The organism is SAR324 cluster bacterium, assembly GCA_015232315.1.
GTDB lineage: Bacteria > SAR324 > SAR324 > SAR324 > NAC60-12 > JADFZZ01.
In genome coordinates, this window is the sequence record JADFZZ010000043.1 from 14962 (window position 1) to 35028 (window position 20067).

The following is a 20067-nucleotide window of genomic DNA, read 5'->3' on the forward strand; positions in this document are numbered from 1 at the left end:
AATATTGGGATTATGGCCCATATTGATGCGGGGAAGACAACAACAACGGAAAGGATTCTGTTCTATACGGGGCGAATTCATAGGATCGGAGAAGTTCATGATGGTGCCGCTACTATGGATTGGATGGAGCAGGAACAACAGCGTGGAATAACAATTACTTCTGCTGCGACAACCTGCAAGTGGGAGGTTGATAAAACTTTATATCAACTTAACATAATTGATACTCCCGGACATGTTGATTTTACCGTCGAAGTTGAACGATCACTGAGAGTGCTTGATGGTGCGGTGGTTGTTTTTTGCGGTGTTGGCGGTGTTCAACCACAGACTGAAACCGTTTGGTGGCAGTCAGAAAAATACAAGGTGCCAAAAATCGCCTTTGTAAATAAAATGGATCGAATTGGAGCCGATTTTTTCAGGGTGATTAAGATGATGGAATCACGACTGAATACAAGACCGGTGGCTCTTGAAGTACCAATTGGATCTGAAAGTGATTTTAAAGGTGTCGTTGATCTTATCAGAATGGTGGCCTTGTATTATCATGAGGAAGATCAAGGATCACATGTCGATGTACAAGCGATACCAGCGGATTTGCAGGATCTGGTTGGGAAATACCGGGAAAAACTGCTGGATGTGGTTTCAGAATTTGATGACGTGATCCTAGAAAAACTTCTTGAAGGCCAGGAGGTTCATGCTGAAGAAATTAATCAGGTGTTGAGGAAAGCTACTGTTGAAAATAAGATTGTTCCTGTGCTTTGTGGGGCAGCTTTTAAGAATAAAGGGATTCAGCAGTTGTTGGATGGTGTTGTGAAATATCTTCCATCTCCAATCGACATTCCTGATGTTAAAGGGATAAATCCTCATAATGAAAAAGAAGAGTTTCGTAAGGCCAGTGATGATGAGGGACTTTGTGCAATAGCCTTCAAATTGGCAACAGATCCTTACGCAGGGCAACTGACATTCATTCGTGTTTATTCAGGTGTTATCAAGTCGGGGATGGGTATTTACAATCCTCTGAAAAAAAGAATGGAACGCGTGAACGCCTTGGTGAAAATGCATGCAAATAAGCGAGAGGAAATTCAATCATTGCATGCTGGTGATATCGGTGCAGTAATCGGGATGTCATCTACAACAACAGGTGACACCCTGTGTGAAAAATCAAATCCTATAGTGCTTGAACTGACAAAGTTCCCAAATCCTGTAATAAATATAGCAATAGAACCAAAAACTAAACAGGATCAGGAAAAATTAAATCAGGCATTAGAACGGTTAGTGAGGGAAGACCCAACCTTACAATCAAAAGTGGATGAGGAAACAGGACAAATTTTACTGTCCGGAATGGGTGAGCTTCATCTGGAAATAATTACCGACAGATTGCAGAAAGAATTCAAAGTATCTTGCAACGCAGGTAAACCTAGGGTTTCGTATCGTGAAACAATCGGTAAGGCTGTATCGGTTGAAAAAAATTACGCAAAGGTCTTGGGTGGAAAAGAGCAAAAAGCAGAGTTGACCTTGAAAATATCGCCACTGTCACCAGGCAGCGGGGTTGTTTTTGAAAATAGGGTGAAAACAGAACAAATTCCAAGCTCATTTGTTAAAGCGACTGAGCAGGGGGTTAGGGAATGTGTAGAAAGTGGAGTGATTGCAGGTTTTCCAGTCATAGATATTAAAGTCGAATTGACAAGTGGAAAATATAACCCTGAGGAATCCACTGAAATGGTTTTTAAAATCGCAAGCTCTCTGGCGTTACAGGAAGCGATGCGAAATGCTGAACCGGTTATACTAGAGCCGGTGATGGAGATCGAAGTCGTCGTGCCTGTAAATTTTACAGGCGAGGTGATTGGCGACTTGAACGCTCGTCATGGGCGGGTTCGAAATATGGAAGAGCGCTCAGAAATGCAGGTGGTGACTGCTGAAGCACCCTTGTCTGAGATGTTTGGATATTCGACACAATTACGTTCAATGACGCAAGGACGTGCTGTATATACCATGCAGTTTAGTCACTATGAGCCGGTTGCTAAGAGTGTGTTGGAAAAGATTACCGGTACTTTTGTTTAATCAATAGCAAATTTTGAGGAGAAATAATGGCAAGAGAATCATTTAACAGAAACAAACCTCATGTGAACATCGGTACAATTGGGCACGTTGATCATGGTAAGACAACATTGAGTGCCGCGATTACAAAAGTACTATCACTCAAAGGCTTGGCCCAGTTGCGTGGATATGGAGATATTGATTCTGCTCCTGAAGAAAAAGCACGAGGGATTACGATTGCGACAGCTCATTTGGAGTATGAAACGGTGAAGAGGCATTATGCTCACGTTGATTGCCCTGGACATGCTGACTATGTGAAAAATATGATCACAGGTGCTGCTCAGATGGATGGTGCCATCGTGGTTGTTTCAGCAGCGGATGGACCAATGCCACAAACAAGAGAGCATATTCTTCTTGCACGCCAGGTGAATGTCCCTTACATCGTGGTTTTTATGAACAAGGTTGATCAGGTTGATGATCCTGAATTGTTAGAGTTGGTTGAATTGGAAGTCAGAGAATTGCTGAGTTCATATGGGTTTCCTGGAGATGATATTCCAATTGTAAAGGGTTCCGCATTGAAGGCCAGTGAGTGTACATCAACAGATCCTGCCCATGAAGATTACAAGGCAATCTATGAATTGATGGATGAGGTTGATCGATATGTGCCAGAACCTGAGCGTATTCTTGATAAACCTTTCTTGATGTCTGCGGAAGATGTTTTTACTATTTCCGGTCGAGGCACAGTAGTGACAGGCCGTGTTGAACGTGGAATAGTCAAGGTTGGTGCGGAAGTCGAAATTATAGGGATTCGCCCAACTCAAAAAACAATCGTCACAGGGATTGAAATGTTCCGCAAAACCTTGGATGAGGGTCGAGCTGGAGATAACCTCGGCTTATTACTGCGGGGTGTCAAACGTGAAGATATTGAACGTGGTCAGGTAATTTGTGCGCCTGGAACCATCACTCCTCATACACATTTCAAAGCACAAATCTATGTGTTGACCAAAGAAGAAGGTGGACGACATACTCCATTTTTTACAAAATATCGTCCACAGTTTTATTTTAGAACTACCGACGTGACAGGGACGATTAATTTACCTGATGATGTAGAGATGGTAATGCCAGGAGATAACGTCAGTATCAATGTTGAACTCATAACACCGATTGCAATGGAAAAAGAAGTCCGTTTTGCGATTCGAGAAGGTGGACGTACTATTGGTTCTGGGGTTGTTACAGAAATTACTAAGTAATCATCTCTGAGATAAAACATGGAACAAAAAATAAAAGTTCGTTTCAAAGCATATGATGATAAGTTGCTTGATCAAACAGTCAGTGAAATCGTTCATACCGTTAAACGGACTGGCGCACGGGTTGTAGGACCAATTCCTCTACCAACGCGAATCAACAAGTACACCGTTTTACGATCACCTCATGTGGATAAAAAATCACGTGAGCAGTTTGAAATGAGAACACATAAACGTTTGCTGTATATTATGGAAACAACACCTCAGACTATGGATGCCTTAATGCGGCTCGATATATCGGCAGGTGTTGATATCGCAATCAAGCAGGCATAAGTCTACCAACAGGAGCAGAATGGCTAAGTTGCAGGTGCTGCATTTAGATAGCAAAGCCGCAGGTGAATTGGAATTGAGTGATCAATTTTTAGGGACAGAGTATCATCCCTATATTGTCAAAGATGCCGTTGTTCAATATAGAGCAGGACTACGTCAAGGAACTCATTCCACAAAAACCCGGAAAGAAGTTAATGGGACAACTCGAAAGCCTTGGAAACAAAAAGGAACTGGACGAGCTCGAGTGGGAACGACCAAATCGCCATTATGGCGACATGGAGGCATAGTTTTTGGCCCACACCCAAGAGATTATTCTATCCAGATCAATAAAAAAGTTAAAAGAAAAGCGCTACGATCAGCCTTGGCTGAAAAAATTAGACTTCAACAGATTGTTATTGTTGAAAGTATGGATTTGGAAACGCATAAGACAAAATCTTTTAGCGAAAAATTGAAACAGCTTGGATGTGCATCAGCATTAATTGTTGTGGATAACATCTCGCCAAATCTGGAATTGGCATCTAGAAATATGCCGGATGTTCATGTGATTTCTCAACGAAGCCTTGGAATCTATGAAGTACTTCGATTTGAGAAAGTAGTTTTTGAAAAAAGCGCATTAGCCGCAGTTGAACAGAGGTTGCTGTCATGAGTGTTTATAATGTTCTAAGAAAGCCTCACTTGACTGAAAAAACGACAATTCAGTATGAGGATACAAACCAGGCTGTTTTTGTTGTTGATAAACTTGCTAATAAGCAACAAATCAAAGAAAGTGTCGAGAAAGCCTTCAATGTGACTGTTCTTAAAGTCAGAACTATCAATGTGATGGGTAAAAAAAAGAGACTCGGACGGCATGCAGGGCGGCAGTCAGATTGGAAAAAAGCGTTAGTCACATTAAAAGAAAACGATAGCATCGAATATTTTGGTGGTGCTTGATTTAGGACGTTAGGGAATCTATGTCGATTCAAAAGTTTAAGCCTACATCCCCAGGCCGACGAAGTATGAGCGGTTTTGGGTTTGAAGAGATTACAACATCAGAACCCGAAAAAAGTTTATTAGCACCACTAAAAAGAAAAGGTGGTCGAAATAATCAGGGGCGAATCTCCGTACGTCATCAGGGTGGTGGGCATAAAAAACACTACCGGATCATCGATTTCAAACGGAATAAATTCAATATTGAAGCTAAAGTAGTTTCAATTGAGTATGATCCTAATCGTAACGCACGAATTTCCTTGTTGCATTATGTTGATGGGGAGAAAAGATATATTCTGACTCCTGAAGGACTCAATGTTGGCGATACAGTAGTTTCAGGAGAAAGTGTGGATATTCGGGTTGGTAATGCTCTACCACTAAAAGCAATACCAATTGGAACCATTCTGCATTGTATTGAACTAAAACCTCTTAAAGGTGGGCAAATAGCGAGAAGTGCTGGAGCCTCTGTTCAATTGATGGGGAAGGACGGGAGTTATGCACAAATAAAACTTCGATCAGGTCAAATTCGATTAGTTCGGTTAGAATGTATGGCTACAATTGGAGCTGTCGGCAACTCAGAACATATGAATATGGCAGTAGGGAAAGCAGGTCGTAAGCGCTGGATGGGTGTTCGGCCTACTGTGAGAGGGGTTGTTATGAATCCTGTTGACCATCCTCATGGGGGTGGTGAAGGTAAAACATCAGGGGGACGTCATCCTGTTTCTCCTTGGGGGATGCCTACTAAAGGGTATAAAACTCGTAATAACAAAGCAACTGATAAATACATTGTACGATAGGAGGTGTTGTGCCCCGTTCAGTTAAAAAAGGACCTTTTGTTGATGATCACTTAATTAAAAAAGCGGTTACAGCAAAAGATGCACAGGATCGTAAGTTAATAAAAACATGGTCAAGACGATCTGTTATTTTGCCTGAATTTGTAGGTTTGAACTTTGCGATCCATAATGGAAACAAATTCATACCTGTTTTTATTACAGAAGAGATGGTTGGTTATAAATTAGGTGAATTCTCACCCACACGAACTTATCGTGGCCACGCCAATAAAACTGATAAACGAACAAAGAAGTGAGAAGTTTATGGAAGCGAGGGCAACTTTAAAAAATATTGGGATTTCTCCCCGAAAAGTTCGTATGGTGTTAGATCTGATTCGTGGAAAAGATGTGAATACCGCATTTGCATATTTGAATGCAACACATAGGGGGGCAGTTCCAATTGTCAGAGAACTGCTGAAGTCTGCGGTGGCAAATGCCGATAATCTCTATCCTGGAACAGATGTTGATTCACTAAAAATAGTGACTGCATATGCTGATGCCGGTGCAACATTAAAACGATTCCAGCCTAGAGCTATGGGCCGGGGAATGCGAATCTTAAAAAGAACCAGTCATGTTACATTGGTGGTTGGTAATTAATTGTCATTATTTCATCTGAACATACAATCAGAGGTTTTTGTGGGACAAAAAGTTAACCCAATTGGTTTAAGGCTAGGTATTACACGTACTTGGAATTCCAAGTGGTTTGCGGATAAATTATATGGAGAACAGCTTCAGGAAGATCTTAGCATCCAGAAATTTATCAAGGCAAGGCTCAAGCATGCTGCTATTTCCAAAATTGAGATTGAGCGAACATCGAAAAAAATTAAAATCAATATTTTTTCTGCACGTCCAGGAATTATCATTGGTCGCAAGGGTGATGAAGTTGAACGACTGAAAAAATCAGTGGGTGGTCTGACAAAGCAGGACATTGTAGTCAATATTAAGGAAGTCAAACGTGCTGAAATTGATGCTCAACTGATTGCAGAAAATATTGCCAGCCAACTGGAACGTCGAGTTGCTTTTCGTAGAGCTATTAAACGATCAATGACTTCAGCGATGAGAATGAATATTGATGGTTGTAAAATCATGGTAGCAGGACGCTTGAATGGCGCAGAAATGGCTCGGACGGAATGGACAAGGGAAGGTCGGGTTCGATTGCATACATTAAGAGAAGACATTGATTATGGATTTGCCGAAGCACTTACAACTTATGGATTAATAGGTGTTAAAGTGTGGGTAGCAAAAGGAGAAAACTTTGACTCCTCAAAAAATAGACGTTCCCGTAAGAAGGAGGGATAAGCCATGTTGTTGCCACAAAGAACAAAATTCAGAAAACAACAAAAAGGACGACTAACTCGAAACAGTACTCGTGGAAATTTGGTGTCATTTGGAAGTATAGGTCTCCAGGCCGTTGATAGGGGATATATCAGTTCTAGACAAATCGAAGCAGGGCGTCGAGTGATTACCAGAGCATTACGTCGTGGTGGGAAAATCTGGATTAGAATTTTTCCAGATAAACCAATAACATTACGCCCTGCCGAAACACGAATGGGTAAAGGGAAAGGATCCGTTGACCATTGGGCGGCTGTCATATTGCCTGGTCGAGTTATCTATGAAGTGGATGGTGTTGAAGAAAAAGTGGCGGAAGATGCATTAAAACTCGCCGGGTATAAATTACCACTCAAAACCCAGATTATTAAACGGGGAGCCGTGTTATGAAAGCAATTAAATCTAGTGAATTGAGACTGCTCTCCATTGATGAATTGCAGGAGAAGTTGCAATTGGCACAGGAAGAACAATTACGGCGAAGATGTAATAAAGCAATTGAACAATTAGAGGATGTGAGCTTGATTCGTTTTGGCAGACGGGAAATTGCTCGGATCTTTACAATTATTCAGGAAAAACGTCTTCAGCAAAAATCAGCTTAATTAATACATGCCTTTTCTTATTCTTAAATCAATAGAGTCGCATGGAACAAAACAGAAAAGTTAAAAAAGTAAAACAAGGAATCGTTGTCAGTAATAAAATGGAACGATCTATTGTGGTACGGGTTGAAACAACAAAAAAACATCCTCTTTACAATAGAACTATGCTTCGTTCTGAAAAATACATGGCTCATGATGAAGAAAATGTTTGTAAAGAAGGCGATGTCGTAAGGATTATCGAGTGCAAGCCTATCAGTAGCAAGAAACGATGGCGTTTGCTGGATGTAGTTAAAGCGTCTTGATGAAAAGAGGAGAAAAACAATGATCCAGGTACAGACATCTCTTGAAGTTGCAGACAACTCAGGAGCAAAGCGATTGATGTGTATAAAAGTTCTTGGCGGTTCCAAACGTCGCTATGCCAGTATTGGCGATATTGTCGTCGCATCTGTCAAAGAAGCCGCACCAGATTCAAAGGTGAAGTCAGGAACAGTTGTTAAAGCCGTAATCGTTAGGACTCGTAAGGAAATTCGACGTAAAGATGGTTCTTATATAAAATTTGACAAGGACGCAGCGGTTATTGTTGACAATAAACAGGAACCTGTAGGAACGCGTATTTTTGGCCCAGTAGCTCGGGAATTGAGAGCTAAAAAATTTATGAAAATACTATCTCTTGCCCCAGAAGTGCTTTAACACTAGACCAACTGAATCACCATGAAAAAATTAATATCAAAAAAGAAACGTAACAAACGAACTTCTCCAACAATCCATGTCGGCGATAAGGTGCAGGTTATTGCGGGAAAAAATAAGGGTGCTGTAGGAAAAGTTCTAGCCGTTAACTGGAAAAATGAAAAACTTGTTGTGGAAAAAGTGAACATGGTAACACGTCACGTGAAGCCGAATGCTCAAAATCAACAAGGTGGATTGCTGAAATCAGAGGCGCCAATTCATTATTCTAATGTTATGCTTTACAATCCGAAACTGGAACGAGGCGTTCGTGTTCGAATTCAATTAACAGAATCTGGACAAAAAAATCGGGTTTGTGTGAAAACTTCTAGTGTGATTGAGTAAACATGGCAAATACAAATGCTTTATATCAGACATACAAAAAAGAAATTGTACCAAGTCTGATGTCAGAATTTTCATGTAAAAATATACATCAGGTTGCAAATATTCAAAAAATAACTTTGAATATGGGACTTGGCGAAGCTGTGCAAAATCCAAAAATAATTGAATCTGCCGTAGAACAATTGGCTTTGATTTCAGGACAAAAACCTGTTGTTACAAGATCAAAAAAATCTATAGCAGGTTTTAAACTTCGAGAAAATGTACCTATTGGATGCATGGTCACTTTAAGAGGCCAACGGATGTGGGATTTTCTGGAACGATTGGTAGGAATTGCACTCCCCAGAATCAGAGACTTTAGAGGGGTTTCTCCAAAGGCATTTGATGGCGATGGAAATTATACTATGGGAATTAAAGAGCAATTAGTTTTTCCAGAAATAGACTTTGATAAAATTGACAAGGTGCGAGGTCTTAATATCACAATTGTGACTACGACACCTTCAAATGATCAAGCAAAAGCATTGCTAACAGGCTTAGGATTCCCTTTCCGTAAATAGAGGCAAATATGGCAAAAAAATCACTGATTGCAAAAGCTAATCGAAAACAGAAATTTAAGGTACGTGAATACAACCGCTGTAATTTGTGTGGTCGTCCTCATGCATACATTAGAAAATTTGAAATGTGTCGTATTTGTTTTAGGAAAAATGCTGGGTTTGGTTTGTTGCCTGGTGTAACAAAGTCAAGTTGGTAAAAGATTTTAGGAGAGCGTTTATGCCAGTTTCAGATCCAATTGCGGATTTATGTACACGAATAAGAAATGCTACAATGCGTCAACATAAGACCGTGGAAGCTCCTTATTCACAAATCAAAGCAAATATCTTGCGGGTATTGAAGGATGAAGGTTTTATTGAAGATTGGAAAAAAGAGGAAACAGAAAGTTTTCCAATACTGAAGATCACCTTAAAATATGATAAGTCTCAAAACAGTGTTATTCGAAAAATAAACAGAGTGAGTAAGCCTGGATTGAGAATTTATTCAGGTGTTGATGATTTGAAAACTATTCTAAACGGCCAGGGGATATCAGTCATTACTACTTCACACGGTATTTTTTCAGATCGAGAATGTCGCAAAAATAATGTGGGTGGTGAAGTGATATGCCAGGTTTGGTAATCCGCCTATTCCAGGATAATTTTATTGGAGTTAATCGATGTCTAGGATTGGTAAGCGTCCTGTAATAATTTCAAAAGGTATCAAGGTTACTTTTGAAAATAAAAAATTAGCAGTTTCGGGGCCAAAAGGGCAGTTGGAATTTGTAGTTCCTGAAAAAGTAGATATTGAAATTTCAGAAGGATCATTACAAGTCATCGCGGATTATCATAATGATGTCCAGGCAAAGACTATGATGGGAACTACTCAGGCCACAATTACTAATATGGTGATTGGTGTGAGTAAAGGTTTCACAAAACAACTAAACCTGGTAGGCGTTGGATACCGTGCGGCTTTGTCAGGCAATGTGCTGGAATTAAGCTTAGGTTTTTCACATCCTGTAAAATTTGAATTACCAACAGGAATCAAGGCTGTCGTTCCTGCGAATACTCAAATCCGGTTAGAAAGTTGTGACAAGCAGTTGTTAGGTCAAGTTGCGGCAAATATTAGAAAATTCCGCCCACCTGAACCATATAAAGGTAAAGGTATCATATTTGATGGTGAGAAAATTCGTAGAAAAGTAGGTAAAACAGGTAAGAAATAATTTTAGGTAGGGATTATGCCAAAAACATCTCAGAGTATGTTAGCCAGAAAACATCGTCATAAACGGATACGTAAAAAAATTACGGGGTCGTCAATCTGCCCAAGATTGTCCGTATTTCGTTCAGCAAAACATGTTTATGTACAGGCAATTGATGATGAAAAAGGGCAAACGTTAGCATGTTCATCAACAATTTCCCTTAAAAGTGCTTTGCAGGGATACAGTGGCAATCTTGATGCTGCTGTTCAAGTGGGTAAAGACATAGCTCAAAAACTGTTGACGCAATCCATAGATCGAGTGGTATTTGACCGTGGTGGATTTTTGTATCATGGCCGTGTAAAAGCATTGGCTGAAGCAGCCAGAGAAAATGGTTTACAGTTTTAGTTAATCATCTTTTATTTTAAGAGGACCTTTGACAGAAAAAAACTCAGAGAAGAGCGAACTCATTGAAAAAATAATACGTGTAAGTCGAGTTGCCAAAGTCGTAAAAGGTGGTAGACGTTTTAGTTTCAGTGCGTTGGTTGTGGTCGGTGACGGAAATGGTAAAGCAGGTTTTGGCGTTGGTAAAGCTAATGAAGTGACGGAAGCAATTCGTAAAGGCGTTAGTCAAGCGACACGATCCATGAAAACAATTGTATTTGAAGAAAATACAATTCCACATGAAATTAAAGGTCATTTCGGATCCGGATTGGTTTTGCTTAAACCTGCCCCCAAAGGTCATGGAATTATTGCGGCCGGTGCGGTTCGCGCTGTGATGGAAGCGTCAGGTATTGCCGATATATCTGCAAAGTCTTTGGGTTCCCGTAATCCTCATAATATGGTCAGAGCAACTTTTGACGGATTAGCTCAATTGCGAACTTTTGAAGAAGTTGCCAGATTAAGAGGCAAATCAGTTGAATACCTAAAATCTCATAAGTAGGCATATGGCACAGAAAATCAAAATAAAATTAGTAAAAAGTAGCAACCATTCTCAAAAAAACCAAAAATTAACATTGCTGGGTTTGGGACTTAAGAAAATAAATCAGGAACGAATATTGGAAAACTCTCCAAGTGTTCGTGGGATGTTGAGCAAAGTTCAACATTTGTTGGAAATTGAATTGGTGAATTGATATTGGAGTTATCATGTTTCTACATCAGTTAGAAAATGCAGAAGGAGCACGTTCTTCAAAAAAACGTGTAGGACGTGGTCCAGGAAGTGGTTTGGGCAAAACATCTGGTAAGGGTGGTAAGGGAAGTACGGCTCGTTCGGGATACAAATCAAAACGAGGCTTTGAAGGTGGACAAACTCCATTACAACGTAGATTGCCAAAGTTTGGTTTTAATAATAAAGCTTTTAGAAAAGAGTATTCCATTGTTAATGTTTCAATGCTTGAAGCATTTGATGGAATAACATCAAATGAAGTGATTACAAAAGAGATACTTAAACAACAAGGTTTAATCTCAAATAGTAATCTTCCAGTAAAATTACTGGGAGATGGTGAGTTAAAAAAATCCTTGAAAATTGAAGTTGATCGATCCAGTGCTTCTGCCATTGAAAAAGTAAAGGCAGCAGGTGGTGAGGTGACGGTACTGGAACAATAAATTATGTGGGAATCACTTCAAAATATATTTAAAGTTGAGGAATTGCGTGACCGTATATTGTTCACGTTGTTTATGCTCGTTGTTTTTAGAATTGGCGCACATATACCAACACCGGGAATAGATGGTGTTGCGCTGTCAGCATTCTTTGAGGCGCAATCTGGTACAATATTACGCTTTTTTGACATGTTTACAGGAGGCGCACTCGCAAGATTAACTGTATTTGCACTAGGTATTATGCCTTATATCAGTGCTTCAATTATTATACAGTTATTGACAGTAGTCTTCCCATATTTGGAAAGATTAGCAAAGGAAGGGGATGCCGGACGAAGAAAAATTACAGCTTATACACGATATGGTACAATTGTTTTAAGTGTAATTCAGGGATTTGGAATTTCTGTAGGATTACAGAGCATGGCAGCTCCTGATGGATCGCCGGTTGTTATATCCACTATGAGTTCATGGGGCTTTAGAGCGCTTACAATAATTACTCTCACCGCAGGTACAACTTTTTTAATGTGGATGGGTGAACAAATAAGTGAACGTGGCATCGGAAACGGGATATCATTAATCATTTTTGCCGGGATTGTTGTAGATATTCCTGGAGCTTTGATTAATTCAATTCGATTGGTTCAGGCTGGGCAACTTTCTGTTCTTGTATTGGTTTTTACCTCAATATTAATGATCTTAGTGATTTTTGCCGTAATCTTTATGGAGACAGCGTATCGGAAAATTCCGGTCCAATATGCCAAACGTGTCCAAGGCAACAAAATGGTTGGTGGGCAGTCATCCCACTTACCTTTGAAAATTAATTCATCAGGTGTTATTCCTCCTATATTTGCTTCTTCGATTTTAGCATTTCCCGCAACAATAACAGGTTTCATCGCGATACCATGGGTTCAATCAATCAGTAATCAATTGATGCCAGGTCGTTTAGTGCATTCAATCCTGTTTGTGATGATGATCTTTTTCTTCTGTTTTTTTTACACGGCTATTCAATTCAATCCAGTAAAAATTGCCGAGGAAATGAAACGATATGGCGGATATATATTAGGCATTAGACCCGGCAAGAAGACAGCAGAATACATTAATGCGGTTTTAACGCGGTTGACTTTTGGCGGTGCCTTTTATCTTGCCGCAATCTGTATCCTTCCAAGTGTGCTGTTTGTTATGTTCAATGTTCCTTTTAGTTTTGGTGGTACCGCATTGTTGATTGTTGTTGGCGTTGGACTGGATACCATAAAACAAATAGAAGCATTTTTGCTTAATCGAAATTATGATGGGTTTACCCGTAAAAGTAAACGTCGGCGAGTTGGTTCTCGGGCGATGAAATTGTAAAGACTGAGAGAGGAAATCATGAAAGTCAGATCATCAGTTAAGTGTATATGTGAAAAATGTCGTGTCATTCGGAGAAAAGGGGTTGTTCGTGTTATTTGCGAAAATCCAAAACATAAGCAACGTCAAGGCTAATAAGAGGAGTCAACGTGGCCAGAATTTTAGGAGTCGATTTACCCAAAAATAAACGGATTGAGATAGCGCTTACCTATATTTTTGGTATCGGGCGATCAACATCAAATGCAATTCTCGAAGAAACAGGTATAAGTAAAGATATCAGAGTGCATGAATTGACAGAAGTTCAGGTATCTCAGATTCGTGATGCCATTGAAAAAAAATATAAGGTTGAAGGTGATTTAAGAAGAGAAGTCAATTTAAATATTAAACGATTGATGGATCTTGGAAATTATCGAGGTTTAAGACATCGACGTGGGTTACCTGTGAGAGGTCAACGGACTAAAACGAATGCCAGAACAAGAAAAGGTCCAAGGCGACTTGCTGCAACCAAGAAAAAATAATCATATTATTCGGCTAGGATAAAAGATATGGTCAAAAAAAGAGTCACAAAAAAGAAAGAAAAAAAAGTCGTCGAACATGGAATTGTTCATATTCAGGCCTCCTTCAATAACACGATTGTAAGCATTACCGATGTTCAAGGAAATGTAGTCGCATGGGCAAGTAGTGGATTGCATGGATTCAAAGGCTCTCGCAAAAGCACACCCTATGCGGCAAAAGTCGCTGCAGAGAGTGCAACCCAAAAAGCTAAAGAATTTGGGATGAAAGAAGTTCAGATTCAAATCAAAGGTCCTGGCGCTGGAAGAGAATCAGCATTACGTGCCATTGCTGCCGAAGGAATCAAAGTGACTAGTATTCGTGATGTTACTCCTGTACCACATAACGGTTGTCGTCCACCAAAACAACGCCGTATCTGATATATCATCCTATCTGCTAACCAGCCTTGTATCTTTAGGAATTGCCATGTCAAGTGCTATAGATTCCAATAATATGTTCGTTAAAAACTGGACCGAAATTGCTAAACCCAAGCGGTTACAGTTTGAAACTGAAACAGATAATCCTTATTACAAAAAATTTATTCTGGAACCTTTGGAGCCAGGGTATGGTGTAACAATTGGCCATGCGCTGAGACGTGTATTATTATCATCAATTTGGGGTAGCTCTGTGATTGCTGTTCAAATTGAGGGTGTGAATCATGAGTTTACCCATATTCCAGGTGTTCTTGAGGATGTCGTTCAAATTATTCTGAATATCAAAGAATTGCAGCTTAAACAATTTGAAGATGATATCATTGAAGTTGAATTGATTGGGCAAGGTCCTTGTACTTTGACAGCTAATGATATTTCCTGTCTGAATCGCATTGAAATCATGAACCCTGATCTGAAAATTGCCACGCTTGAGGAAAATGCCACCTTGAGTATGACGCTGTTTATTTGTGAAAATAAAGGTTTCATGACTTCCGAAGAAAATCAGCAATTGCATGATTTGCCGGTCAATGTGATCTACTTGGATTCTAATCATTCTCCAATTTCAAGAATAAATTATGAAATTGAGAATGCCCGAGTTGACCAGAAGACAGATTATGATCGGTTGATTTTTGAGATCTGGACGAATGGTTCCGTGAATCCTGAAGATGCGTTAGCTTATGGTGCGAAGATAATTAAAGAACACATGGATGTTTTGATCAACTTTGATGAAAACCATGTTGAACCTGAAGAAATTCATGAAGAAGTGGCGGTACCGGTTAATGAAAATTTATATCGATCAGTCAGTGAACTTGAGCTTTCTGTCCGTTCAATAAATTGTTTGCAAAATGCAAAAATTGAGTTGATTGGTGATTTGGTTCAGAAATCTGAAGCGGAAATGTTAAAGACCAAAAATTTTGGTCGCAAATCGCTGAATGAAATAAAAACAATTCTTGCATCAATGGGATTATCATTAGGAATGAAACTGGATAATTTTGATCCCAAAAATAACCCTTATGATAAAAAGAAAAAACAGGGATAACCCGTAAGGTAGGAACTATGAGACACTTAAAATCAGGAAGACGATTAGGCGTAGATACAGCTCATCGGCGAGCTATGCTTAGGAATATGGTCACTTCTCTGCTGGAAAACCAGCAAATTACATGTACTTTGGCCCGTGCCAAAGAACTAAGAGGACCGTTGGATAAAATGATAACTTTGGGTAAACGTGGTGATTTGCATGCCAGACGCCAGGCTTTAACCTTCGTTAAATCAAAAAAATCCATGGAAATGTTGTTTGGGGAATTAGCTGAACGTTATAAAGATCGATCTGGTGGATATAGCAGAATTATTCGTTTAGCTAAAAGACGATTGGGGGATGGTGCTGAAATGGTGATCATTCAGTTGATTGACAGTCCTCAAGATGTATTGAGTAGTTTGAAGAAGCCAAAGCGTTCTCATTCCACAAAACAGTCACAGACTGTTTTACAGGAAGTAAGCCAGGAGATTTCTCAGTCTCCTGTCCAGGCAGTGTCTGAATAGACATGATTGATTTGACGGCACGAAGGTGTCGTCAGATTCTATAATCCCTCCTGTTTTTCCCCTTTAAAACGATTATTTAAGTGATCGTTAATGAGTATTGAACAAAACTCTCCTAAAAAAATCTACCTGGAAACACTGGGTTGTTCCAAGAATCGTGTTGATTCTGAAATTATGATGGCGTCCCTGAAGTCTTCAGGCTTTCAATTAACAATGCGTCCTGAATCCGCTGATGTTATTGTGGTTAATACCTGTGCGTTTTTAACTGCGGCCACTGAAGAATCAATCAATAGAATCCTGGAATTAAGCGACTATAAATCCATTGGGAACTGTGAGAAACTTGTAGCGACTGGTTGCTTGAGCCAACGTTATGGACAAGATTTGATGGGGAACATTCCTGAATTGGATGGGTTGCTGGGATCCAATAATTTTGACAAGATTCCACAGCTTGTCCGGCAAATGTATGAAAACACTGAAAATCCGCAAATTTTTTTGAATCAAAAACCCCATTATTCCCAATATCCTAACCAAAACCGTATCCTGAGTACACCCAGTCATTTCGCTTATCTCAAAGTTGCTGAAGGTTGCTCAAATATGTGCTCATTTTGTAATATTCCATTTCTTCGGGGGGGCTTCAGCAGCCGATCTATTGATTCAATTAAAGACGAAATCAGAGAATTGACAGAACAGGGCGTTAAAGAAATTAATATTATTTCACAAGATACTTCTTCATATGGGCTTGATTTTAAAAATGGGACCAATCTTGAAGATCTGATCTCAGGTATTTCATTAATTCCCGGTGATTTCTGGATAAGGCTGTTTTATTGTTATCCAAACACATTTTCTGAAAAAGCTTTGAAAATGATGTCAGAAGACCATCGCTTTTGTCATTATCTGGACATGCCATTTCAGCATGTTGATGATCAAATTCTCAAAGATATGAACCGGAAAATTACTGAAAAACAGATTCGAACAAAGATTGATCAAATTAGACATTACCTTCCTGATGCCGCTATAAGAACCACATTTATTGTTGGATTCCCTACAGAAACGGATCAGCATTTTGAAAAACTGCTTGGATTTGTAAAGGAAGGCCATTTTACCCATATTGGTGTTTTTCCCTATTCTCATGAAGACAATATCCGCTCCGCCAAATGGGGGGATCCTGTTTCAAATGTGACAAAGAAACAACGAAAAGACCTTTTGATGAAAGCTCAGCAGGAATTAAGTCTGACTAAAAATAGCGATTACGTTGGGAAACAATTGAAAGTATTGGTTGATGGCGTTTCGGAAGAGAGTGAGTTGCTTTTGCAAGGTCGTTCACAATTTCAGGGACCAGAGGTCGATGGAATTGTTTACATTAATGATGGTGAAGCTGTTCCTGGTTCTTTTCATATGGTTGAAATTACAGATGCCCATCCGTATGATCTGGTCGGGCACATTGTGGCGTAACCCCTAAGTATTATAATTTTCGGAGTAATATGTCAGGACATAATAAATGGAGTACGATTAAACATCGTAAAGCCGCACAGGATTCAAAGAAAGGTAAGGTCTTCACAAAACTGATTAAAGAGTTAACGATTGCCGCAAGAATAGGTGGTGGTGATGCTCAGAGCAACCCCCGGCTAAGAAGTGCAATTGCTACTGCACGAGCTAACAGTATGCCAAAAGAGAATATTGATCGTGCCATAAAAAAAGGCACTGGTGACTTGGACGGTGCAGACTATGAAGAGATCATTTACGAAGGCTATGCTCCTGGAAATGTGGCTGTTATTGTAGAAGCGATGACAGATAATCGTAATAGAACCTCTTCTTCAGTGCGGTTCGCCTTCACAAGATCTGGTGGAAATCTCGGCGCAACTAATTCTGTTCAGTATATGTTTGATCGACGGGGAATTATTCAGGTTGCAAAAACCGTTATGTCTGAGGATGAATTAATGGAGTTGGCTCTTGAAGCGGGTGCCAGTGATATGAATTCAGATAATCTTGAAACCTATGAAATCATAACAGAAACATCGGACTTTAACGATGTGCAACAAGCCCTGGAAAACAAAGGAATTCAAATGCTGGAGGCTGAAATTGCATGGGTTCCACAAAACAGGGTGATTGTGGATGATGTGAAAAAAGCCGAACAAATTATGAAACTGATTGATGCCCTTGAAGATGACGATGATATCCAAAAAGTACATTCAAACTTTGATATCAGCGAAGATGTCCTGAGGCAACTATCCTGAAATGAGTCTGATGAATCGAAATAATCATTGTCTAAAAAGTGACAACCTGTGAGAATTATTGGGATTGATCCAGGAAGCAGAAAAACAGGGTATGGAATTGTAGATTATGAGCGCAATCGCACGGTCTATGTCGGCAGTGGTTGTATTCAACTGGGTGATAAAAAACCAATTGAATCACGATTGCTGTTATTGTCAGAACAACTGGATCTGATATATCAGCAATATTCACCAGAATGTGGTGTGGTTGAAAAAATATTCTTTGGTAAAAATGCTCAATCGGCTCTTGTCTTGGGCCATGCCCGCGGAGTTATTTTATTGAAACTGGCAATGTGGAAGCTTCCTGTCTATGAATATACTCCACTTGACATTAAAAAATCGGTGGTGGGAGTGGGACGGGCTACTAAAGATCAGGTTATGCACATGGTCAAAATTCTACTCAATCAGAAAACACATGCCATGGTTGAAGATGAGTCAGACGCGTTAGCAGTTGCCATCACTCATGCTCATTTAATTCCTTTTTTGCAGAAAAAAAATGATTTCTTATCTTGAGGGAATTGTTCTTGATAAAGAAGAAAACGCCATCATTCTGAAAACAACTGGAGGGATTGGTTATCAGGTTTTTGTTTCAAAAACGATTTTGGATGGTCTCAGGAAAAATGATGAGTTGAAGTGCTTTATCTACACCAATGTCAGGGAAGATGAGATTTCTTTATATGGATTTCTATCTCTTGGCGAAAAACAGTTATTTGAATTGTTGCTACATACATCTGGCGTTGGACCACGGCTTGCCTTAACAATTTTGTCAAATCTTTCGCCATTACAACTCATTCAGGCTATTCAGCAGGATGATGTTCAAACCCTGAGCACTATTCCAGGAATTGGTAAGAAAACAGCTGGTAAATTATGCCTCGACATGAAAGATTTGCTCAAAAAGCATCCTGTCAGCGGCACATTTGCTGATTCTGAAAAATCTGTGGTGCTGCAAAAATCATCAGAGCAGCATGAACTGGTATCAGCTTTGAGCAATATGGGATTCCATGAAAAAAGTATCATGGCGGTTCTTGCTCAAATTCCTGACAATCTGTCATTTGAAGAAAAGTTGCGTAAGGCACTTCCTTTATTGGCATCATTTCGTTAGATTTTTGAACTAAAGAGGATTTATGGGTAGTTTAAATAAAGTCATGCTGATTGGTCGATTGGGAAAAGATCCGGAAATTCGCTACACACCATCTGGGAGTGCTGTTGCGAATTTTTCAATAGCTACAACGGATTCCTGGAAGGATAAGCAGGGACAAAAACAGGAAAAAACAGAATGGCACAATATTGTTGCCTGGGATCGTTTGGCGGATCTTGCCCAGAATTACCTGAAAAAAGGTTCACAACTATATGTAGAAGGTCGTCTGCAGACTAGAAGTTGGGAAGATCAGCAGGGACAAAAAAAATACACAACCGAAATTATTGCCAATACCATTCAGTTTCTGGAATCGAAGGGATCATCAGAATCCACAGGTTACGCATCACAAAGTTCTGGACAAGATAATAGACAAGATAGAGGCAGCAAGGACAGCTTTGGTGGTCCTCCAATGGATGGTGAAGACTACACTAAAGATGACATTCCATTTTAGCGACCACCTTGGACATTTTGTTAAGAATCAGGCGTTAAATCCTCTAATTATAAGGATTTAACGCCTTTTTTATGTTAAATTTCAGGGGGCATTATGTCGGAAAGCAACCATGAAATCAGGAATATCAGATTTTCCAGTGGAGAGCATTACTGCATCCTGAAACCTAAAATCTCAGGAATACCTCTTTATTATCTCACCCTCTTTTCTTGTAGCGATCAAGATTCTGATGGATGGGTGTGTTTCACGGCAGATTGACTTGGAGTAACGCTTGTCTCCTCATGAATGGTTTACTTGTCAGAGTTGGAATCTATCATTTACCCGGACGAATTACAACAGTGCCCAAGGTAAGATGCCTGATAAATGAATTGTTCCCCTAGTCAGAAACCGGGATAAGGCTCGGCGCTCTACAAGGGTCAGGACAATTCTGTCAATAATACACATTTTATTCGCCTCAGATACATCAATAGTTAGGACAAATTTAAGCGTTAATAACGCCGTAGTTTCTAAGTTCCTCGGAGGCTGTCCGAGAATAAACCTGACAATGTAAAAACTAAAAGTTATAGGGTGGCGTAGAAAGGAGCTACTTATGAAAATACCATTTAAATCCCCCTCCAAAGATTTCTATCGCACCAGCGCGGAAC

Annotated in this window: 33 protein-coding genes; all 33 read left to right on the forward strand. The window is 39.7% G+C overall.

Features of this window, described 5'->3' with window-relative positions; genetic code table 11:
- Nucleotides 1–12: 12 nt before the first annotated feature.
- The gene (fusA, locus tag HQM11_19210; protein ID MBF0353168.1) at nt 13–2055 is read left to right on the forward strand and encodes an elongation factor G; all 2043 of its coding nucleotides are present in this window, start codon (nt 13–15) and stop codon (nt 2053–2055) included.
- A gap of 26 nt (nt 2056–2081) precedes the next feature.
- Nucleotides 2082–3281: an elongation factor Tu gene (gene tuf / locus HQM11_19215; GenBank protein ID MBF0353169.1), complete on the forward strand. Its 1200-nt coding sequence runs from the start codon at nt 2082–2084 to the stop codon at nt 3279–3281.
- Nucleotides 3282–3299: 18 nt separating this feature from the next.
- Nucleotides 3300–3608: a 30S ribosomal protein S10 gene (gene rpsJ / locus HQM11_19220; GenBank protein MBF0353170.1), complete on the forward strand. Its 309-nt coding sequence runs from the start codon at nt 3300–3302 to the stop codon at nt 3606–3608.
- A 19-nt stretch (nt 3609–3627) separates the two neighbouring features.
- A complete protein-coding gene (gene rplD / locus HQM11_19225) occupies nt 3628–4251 on the forward strand; it encodes a 50S ribosomal protein L4 (GenBank protein MBF0353171.1) in 624 nt (207 codons plus the stop codon).
- A complete protein-coding gene (gene rplW / locus HQM11_19230) occupies nt 4248–4535 on the forward strand; it encodes a 50S ribosomal protein L23 (protein ID MBF0353172.1) in 288 nt (95 codons plus the stop codon). The genes rplD and rplW overlap by 4 nt, the downstream gene beginning before the upstream one ends.
- A gap of 20 nt (nt 4536–4555) precedes the next feature.
- The gene (gene rplB / locus HQM11_19235) at nt 4556–5368 is read left to right on the forward strand and encodes a 50S ribosomal protein L2 (GenBank protein MBF0353173.1); all 813 of its coding nucleotides are present in this window, start codon (nt 4556–4558) and stop codon (nt 5366–5368) included.
- A gap of 8 nt (nt 5369–5376) precedes the next feature.
- Complete coding sequence (gene rpsS / locus HQM11_19240) at nt 5377–5658, forward strand: 30S ribosomal protein S19 (protein MBF0353174.1); 282 nt, start codon at nt 5377–5379, stop codon at nt 5656–5658.
- Nucleotides 5659–5665: 7 nt separating this feature from the next.
- A complete protein-coding gene (gene rplV / locus HQM11_19245) occupies nt 5666–5998 on the forward strand; it encodes a 50S ribosomal protein L22 (GenBank protein MBF0353175.1) in 333 nt (110 codons plus the stop codon).
- 39 nt (nt 5999–6037) lie between these two features.
- The gene (gene rpsC, locus HQM11_19250) at nt 6038–6700 is read left to right on the forward strand and encodes a 30S ribosomal protein S3 (GenBank protein MBF0353176.1); all 663 of its coding nucleotides are present in this window, start codon (nt 6038–6040) and stop codon (nt 6698–6700) included.
- A 3-nt stretch (nt 6701–6703) separates the two neighbouring features.
- On the forward strand, nt 6704–7120 hold the full coding sequence (gene rplP / locus HQM11_19255; protein MBF0353177.1) for a 50S ribosomal protein L16: 417 nt from the start codon (nt 6704–6706) through the stop codon (nt 7118–7120).
- A gap of 5 nt (nt 7121–7125) precedes the next feature.
- A complete protein-coding gene (gene rpmC / locus HQM11_19260; protein MBF0353178.1) occupies nt 7126–7329 on the forward strand; it encodes a 50S ribosomal protein L29 in 204 nt (67 codons plus the stop codon).
- A gap of 41 nt (nt 7330–7370) precedes the next feature.
- On the forward strand, nt 7371–7628 hold the full coding sequence (rpsQ, locus tag HQM11_19265) for a 30S ribosomal protein S17 (protein MBF0353179.1): 258 nt from the start codon (nt 7371–7373) through the stop codon (nt 7626–7628).
- Nucleotides 7629–7647: 19 nt separating this feature from the next.
- Nucleotides 7648–8016, forward strand: a complete 369-nt coding sequence (gene rplN, locus HQM11_19270) for a 50S ribosomal protein L14 (GenBank protein MBF0353180.1) — start codon at nt 7648–7650, stop codon at nt 8014–8016.
- 21 nt (nt 8017–8037) lie between these two features.
- Entirely contained in the window at nt 8038–8394 is a 357-nt protein-coding gene (locus tag HQM11_19275) for a 50S ribosomal protein L24 (protein MBF0353181.1), read from the forward strand.
- 2 nt (nt 8395–8396) lie between these two features.
- Nucleotides 8397–8945 (forward strand): 50S ribosomal protein L5, encoded by a 549-nt coding sequence (rplE, locus tag HQM11_19280; GenBank protein MBF0353182.1) that lies wholly within the window; start codon nt 8397–8399, stop codon nt 8943–8945.
- Between the two features lie 8 nt (nt 8946–8953).
- Complete coding sequence (locus HQM11_19285; protein ID MBF0353183.1) at nt 8954–9139, forward strand: type Z 30S ribosomal protein S14; 186 nt, start codon at nt 8954–8956, stop codon at nt 9137–9139.
- A gap of 20 nt (nt 9140–9159) precedes the next feature.
- Nucleotides 9160–9558, forward strand: coding sequence for a 30S ribosomal protein S8 (rpsH, locus tag HQM11_19290; GenBank protein ID MBF0353184.1), 399 nt, complete (start codon nt 9160–9162; stop codon nt 9556–9558).
- Nucleotides 9559–9595: 37 nt separating this feature from the next.
- The gene (gene rplF / locus HQM11_19295) at nt 9596–10138 is read left to right on the forward strand and encodes a 50S ribosomal protein L6 (protein MBF0353185.1); all 543 of its coding nucleotides are present in this window, start codon (nt 9596–9598) and stop codon (nt 10136–10138) included.
- A 15-nt stretch (nt 10139–10153) separates the two neighbouring features.
- On the forward strand, nt 10154–10519 hold the full coding sequence (locus HQM11_19300; protein MBF0353186.1) for a 50S ribosomal protein L18: 366 nt from the start codon (nt 10154–10156) through the stop codon (nt 10517–10519).
- A 28-nt stretch (nt 10520–10547) separates the two neighbouring features.
- Nucleotides 10548–11054 (forward strand): 30S ribosomal protein S5, encoded by a 507-nt coding sequence (gene rpsE, locus HQM11_19305; protein MBF0353187.1) that lies wholly within the window; start codon nt 10548–10550, stop codon nt 11052–11054.
- Nucleotides 11055–11058: 4 nt separating this feature from the next.
- Nucleotides 11059–11244 (forward strand): 50S ribosomal protein L30, encoded by a 186-nt coding sequence (gene rpmD / locus HQM11_19310; GenBank protein MBF0353188.1) that lies wholly within the window; start codon nt 11059–11061, stop codon nt 11242–11244.
- A gap of 13 nt (nt 11245–11257) precedes the next feature.
- Nucleotides 11258–11716, forward strand: a complete 459-nt coding sequence (rplO, locus tag HQM11_19315) for a 50S ribosomal protein L15 (protein MBF0353189.1) — start codon at nt 11258–11260, stop codon at nt 11714–11716.
- Nucleotides 11717–11719: 3 nt separating this feature from the next.
- Nucleotides 11720–13051 carry a preprotein translocase subunit SecY gene (gene secY / locus HQM11_19320; GenBank protein ID MBF0353190.1) on the forward strand — a complete coding sequence of 444 codons (1332 nt, stop codon included), beginning with the start codon at nt 11720–11722 and terminating at the stop codon, nt 13049–13051.
- Between the two features lie 18 nt (nt 13052–13069).
- Nucleotides 13070–13183 (forward strand): 50S ribosomal protein L36, encoded by a 114-nt coding sequence (gene rpmJ / locus HQM11_19325; protein MBF0353191.1) that lies wholly within the window; start codon nt 13070–13072, stop codon nt 13181–13183.
- Nucleotides 13184–13197: 14 nt separating this feature from the next.
- The gene (gene rpsM / locus HQM11_19330; GenBank protein MBF0353192.1) at nt 13198–13566 is read left to right on the forward strand and encodes a 30S ribosomal protein S13; all 369 of its coding nucleotides are present in this window, start codon (nt 13198–13200) and stop codon (nt 13564–13566) included.
- 27 nt (nt 13567–13593) lie between these two features.
- Nucleotides 13594–13980: a 30S ribosomal protein S11 gene (rpsK, locus tag HQM11_19335; GenBank protein MBF0353193.1), complete on the forward strand. Its 387-nt coding sequence runs from the start codon at nt 13594–13596 to the stop codon at nt 13978–13980.
- Between the two features lie 73 nt (nt 13981–14053).
- Nucleotides 14054–15070: a DNA-directed RNA polymerase subunit alpha gene (locus HQM11_19340; GenBank protein ID MBF0353194.1), complete on the forward strand. Its 1017-nt coding sequence runs from the start codon at nt 14054–14056 to the stop codon at nt 15068–15070.
- 17 nt (nt 15071–15087) lie between these two features.
- Nucleotides 15088–15570, forward strand: coding sequence for a 50S ribosomal protein L17 (gene rplQ / locus HQM11_19345; protein MBF0353195.1), 483 nt, complete (start codon nt 15088–15090; stop codon nt 15568–15570).
- A gap of 90 nt (nt 15571–15660) precedes the next feature.
- Nucleotides 15661–17019, forward strand: a complete 1359-nt coding sequence (rimO, locus tag HQM11_19350; GenBank protein ID MBF0353196.1) for a 30S ribosomal protein S12 methylthiotransferase RimO — start codon at nt 15661–15663, stop codon at nt 17017–17019.
- Nucleotides 17020–17048: 29 nt separating this feature from the next.
- Nucleotides 17049–17801 carry a YebC/PmpR family DNA-binding transcriptional regulator gene (locus HQM11_19355; protein ID MBF0353197.1) on the forward strand — a complete coding sequence of 251 codons (753 nt, stop codon included), beginning with the start codon at nt 17049–17051 and terminating at the stop codon, nt 17799–17801.
- 48 nt (nt 17802–17849) lie between these two features.
- Complete coding sequence (gene ruvC / locus HQM11_19360; protein ID MBF0353198.1) at nt 17850–18350, forward strand: crossover junction endodeoxyribonuclease RuvC; 501 nt, start codon at nt 17850–17852, stop codon at nt 18348–18350.
- On the forward strand, nt 18334–18939 hold the full coding sequence (ruvA, locus tag HQM11_19365; protein ID MBF0353199.1) for a Holliday junction branch migration protein RuvA: 606 nt from the start codon (nt 18334–18336) through the stop codon (nt 18937–18939). The genes ruvC and ruvA overlap by 17 nt, the downstream gene beginning before the upstream one ends.
- A gap of 22 nt (nt 18940–18961) precedes the next feature.
- Nucleotides 18962–19426, forward strand: a complete 465-nt coding sequence (locus HQM11_19370; GenBank protein MBF0353200.1) for a single-stranded DNA-binding protein — start codon at nt 18962–18964, stop codon at nt 19424–19426.
- The last annotated feature ends 641 nt before the right edge of the window (nt 19427–20067 follow it).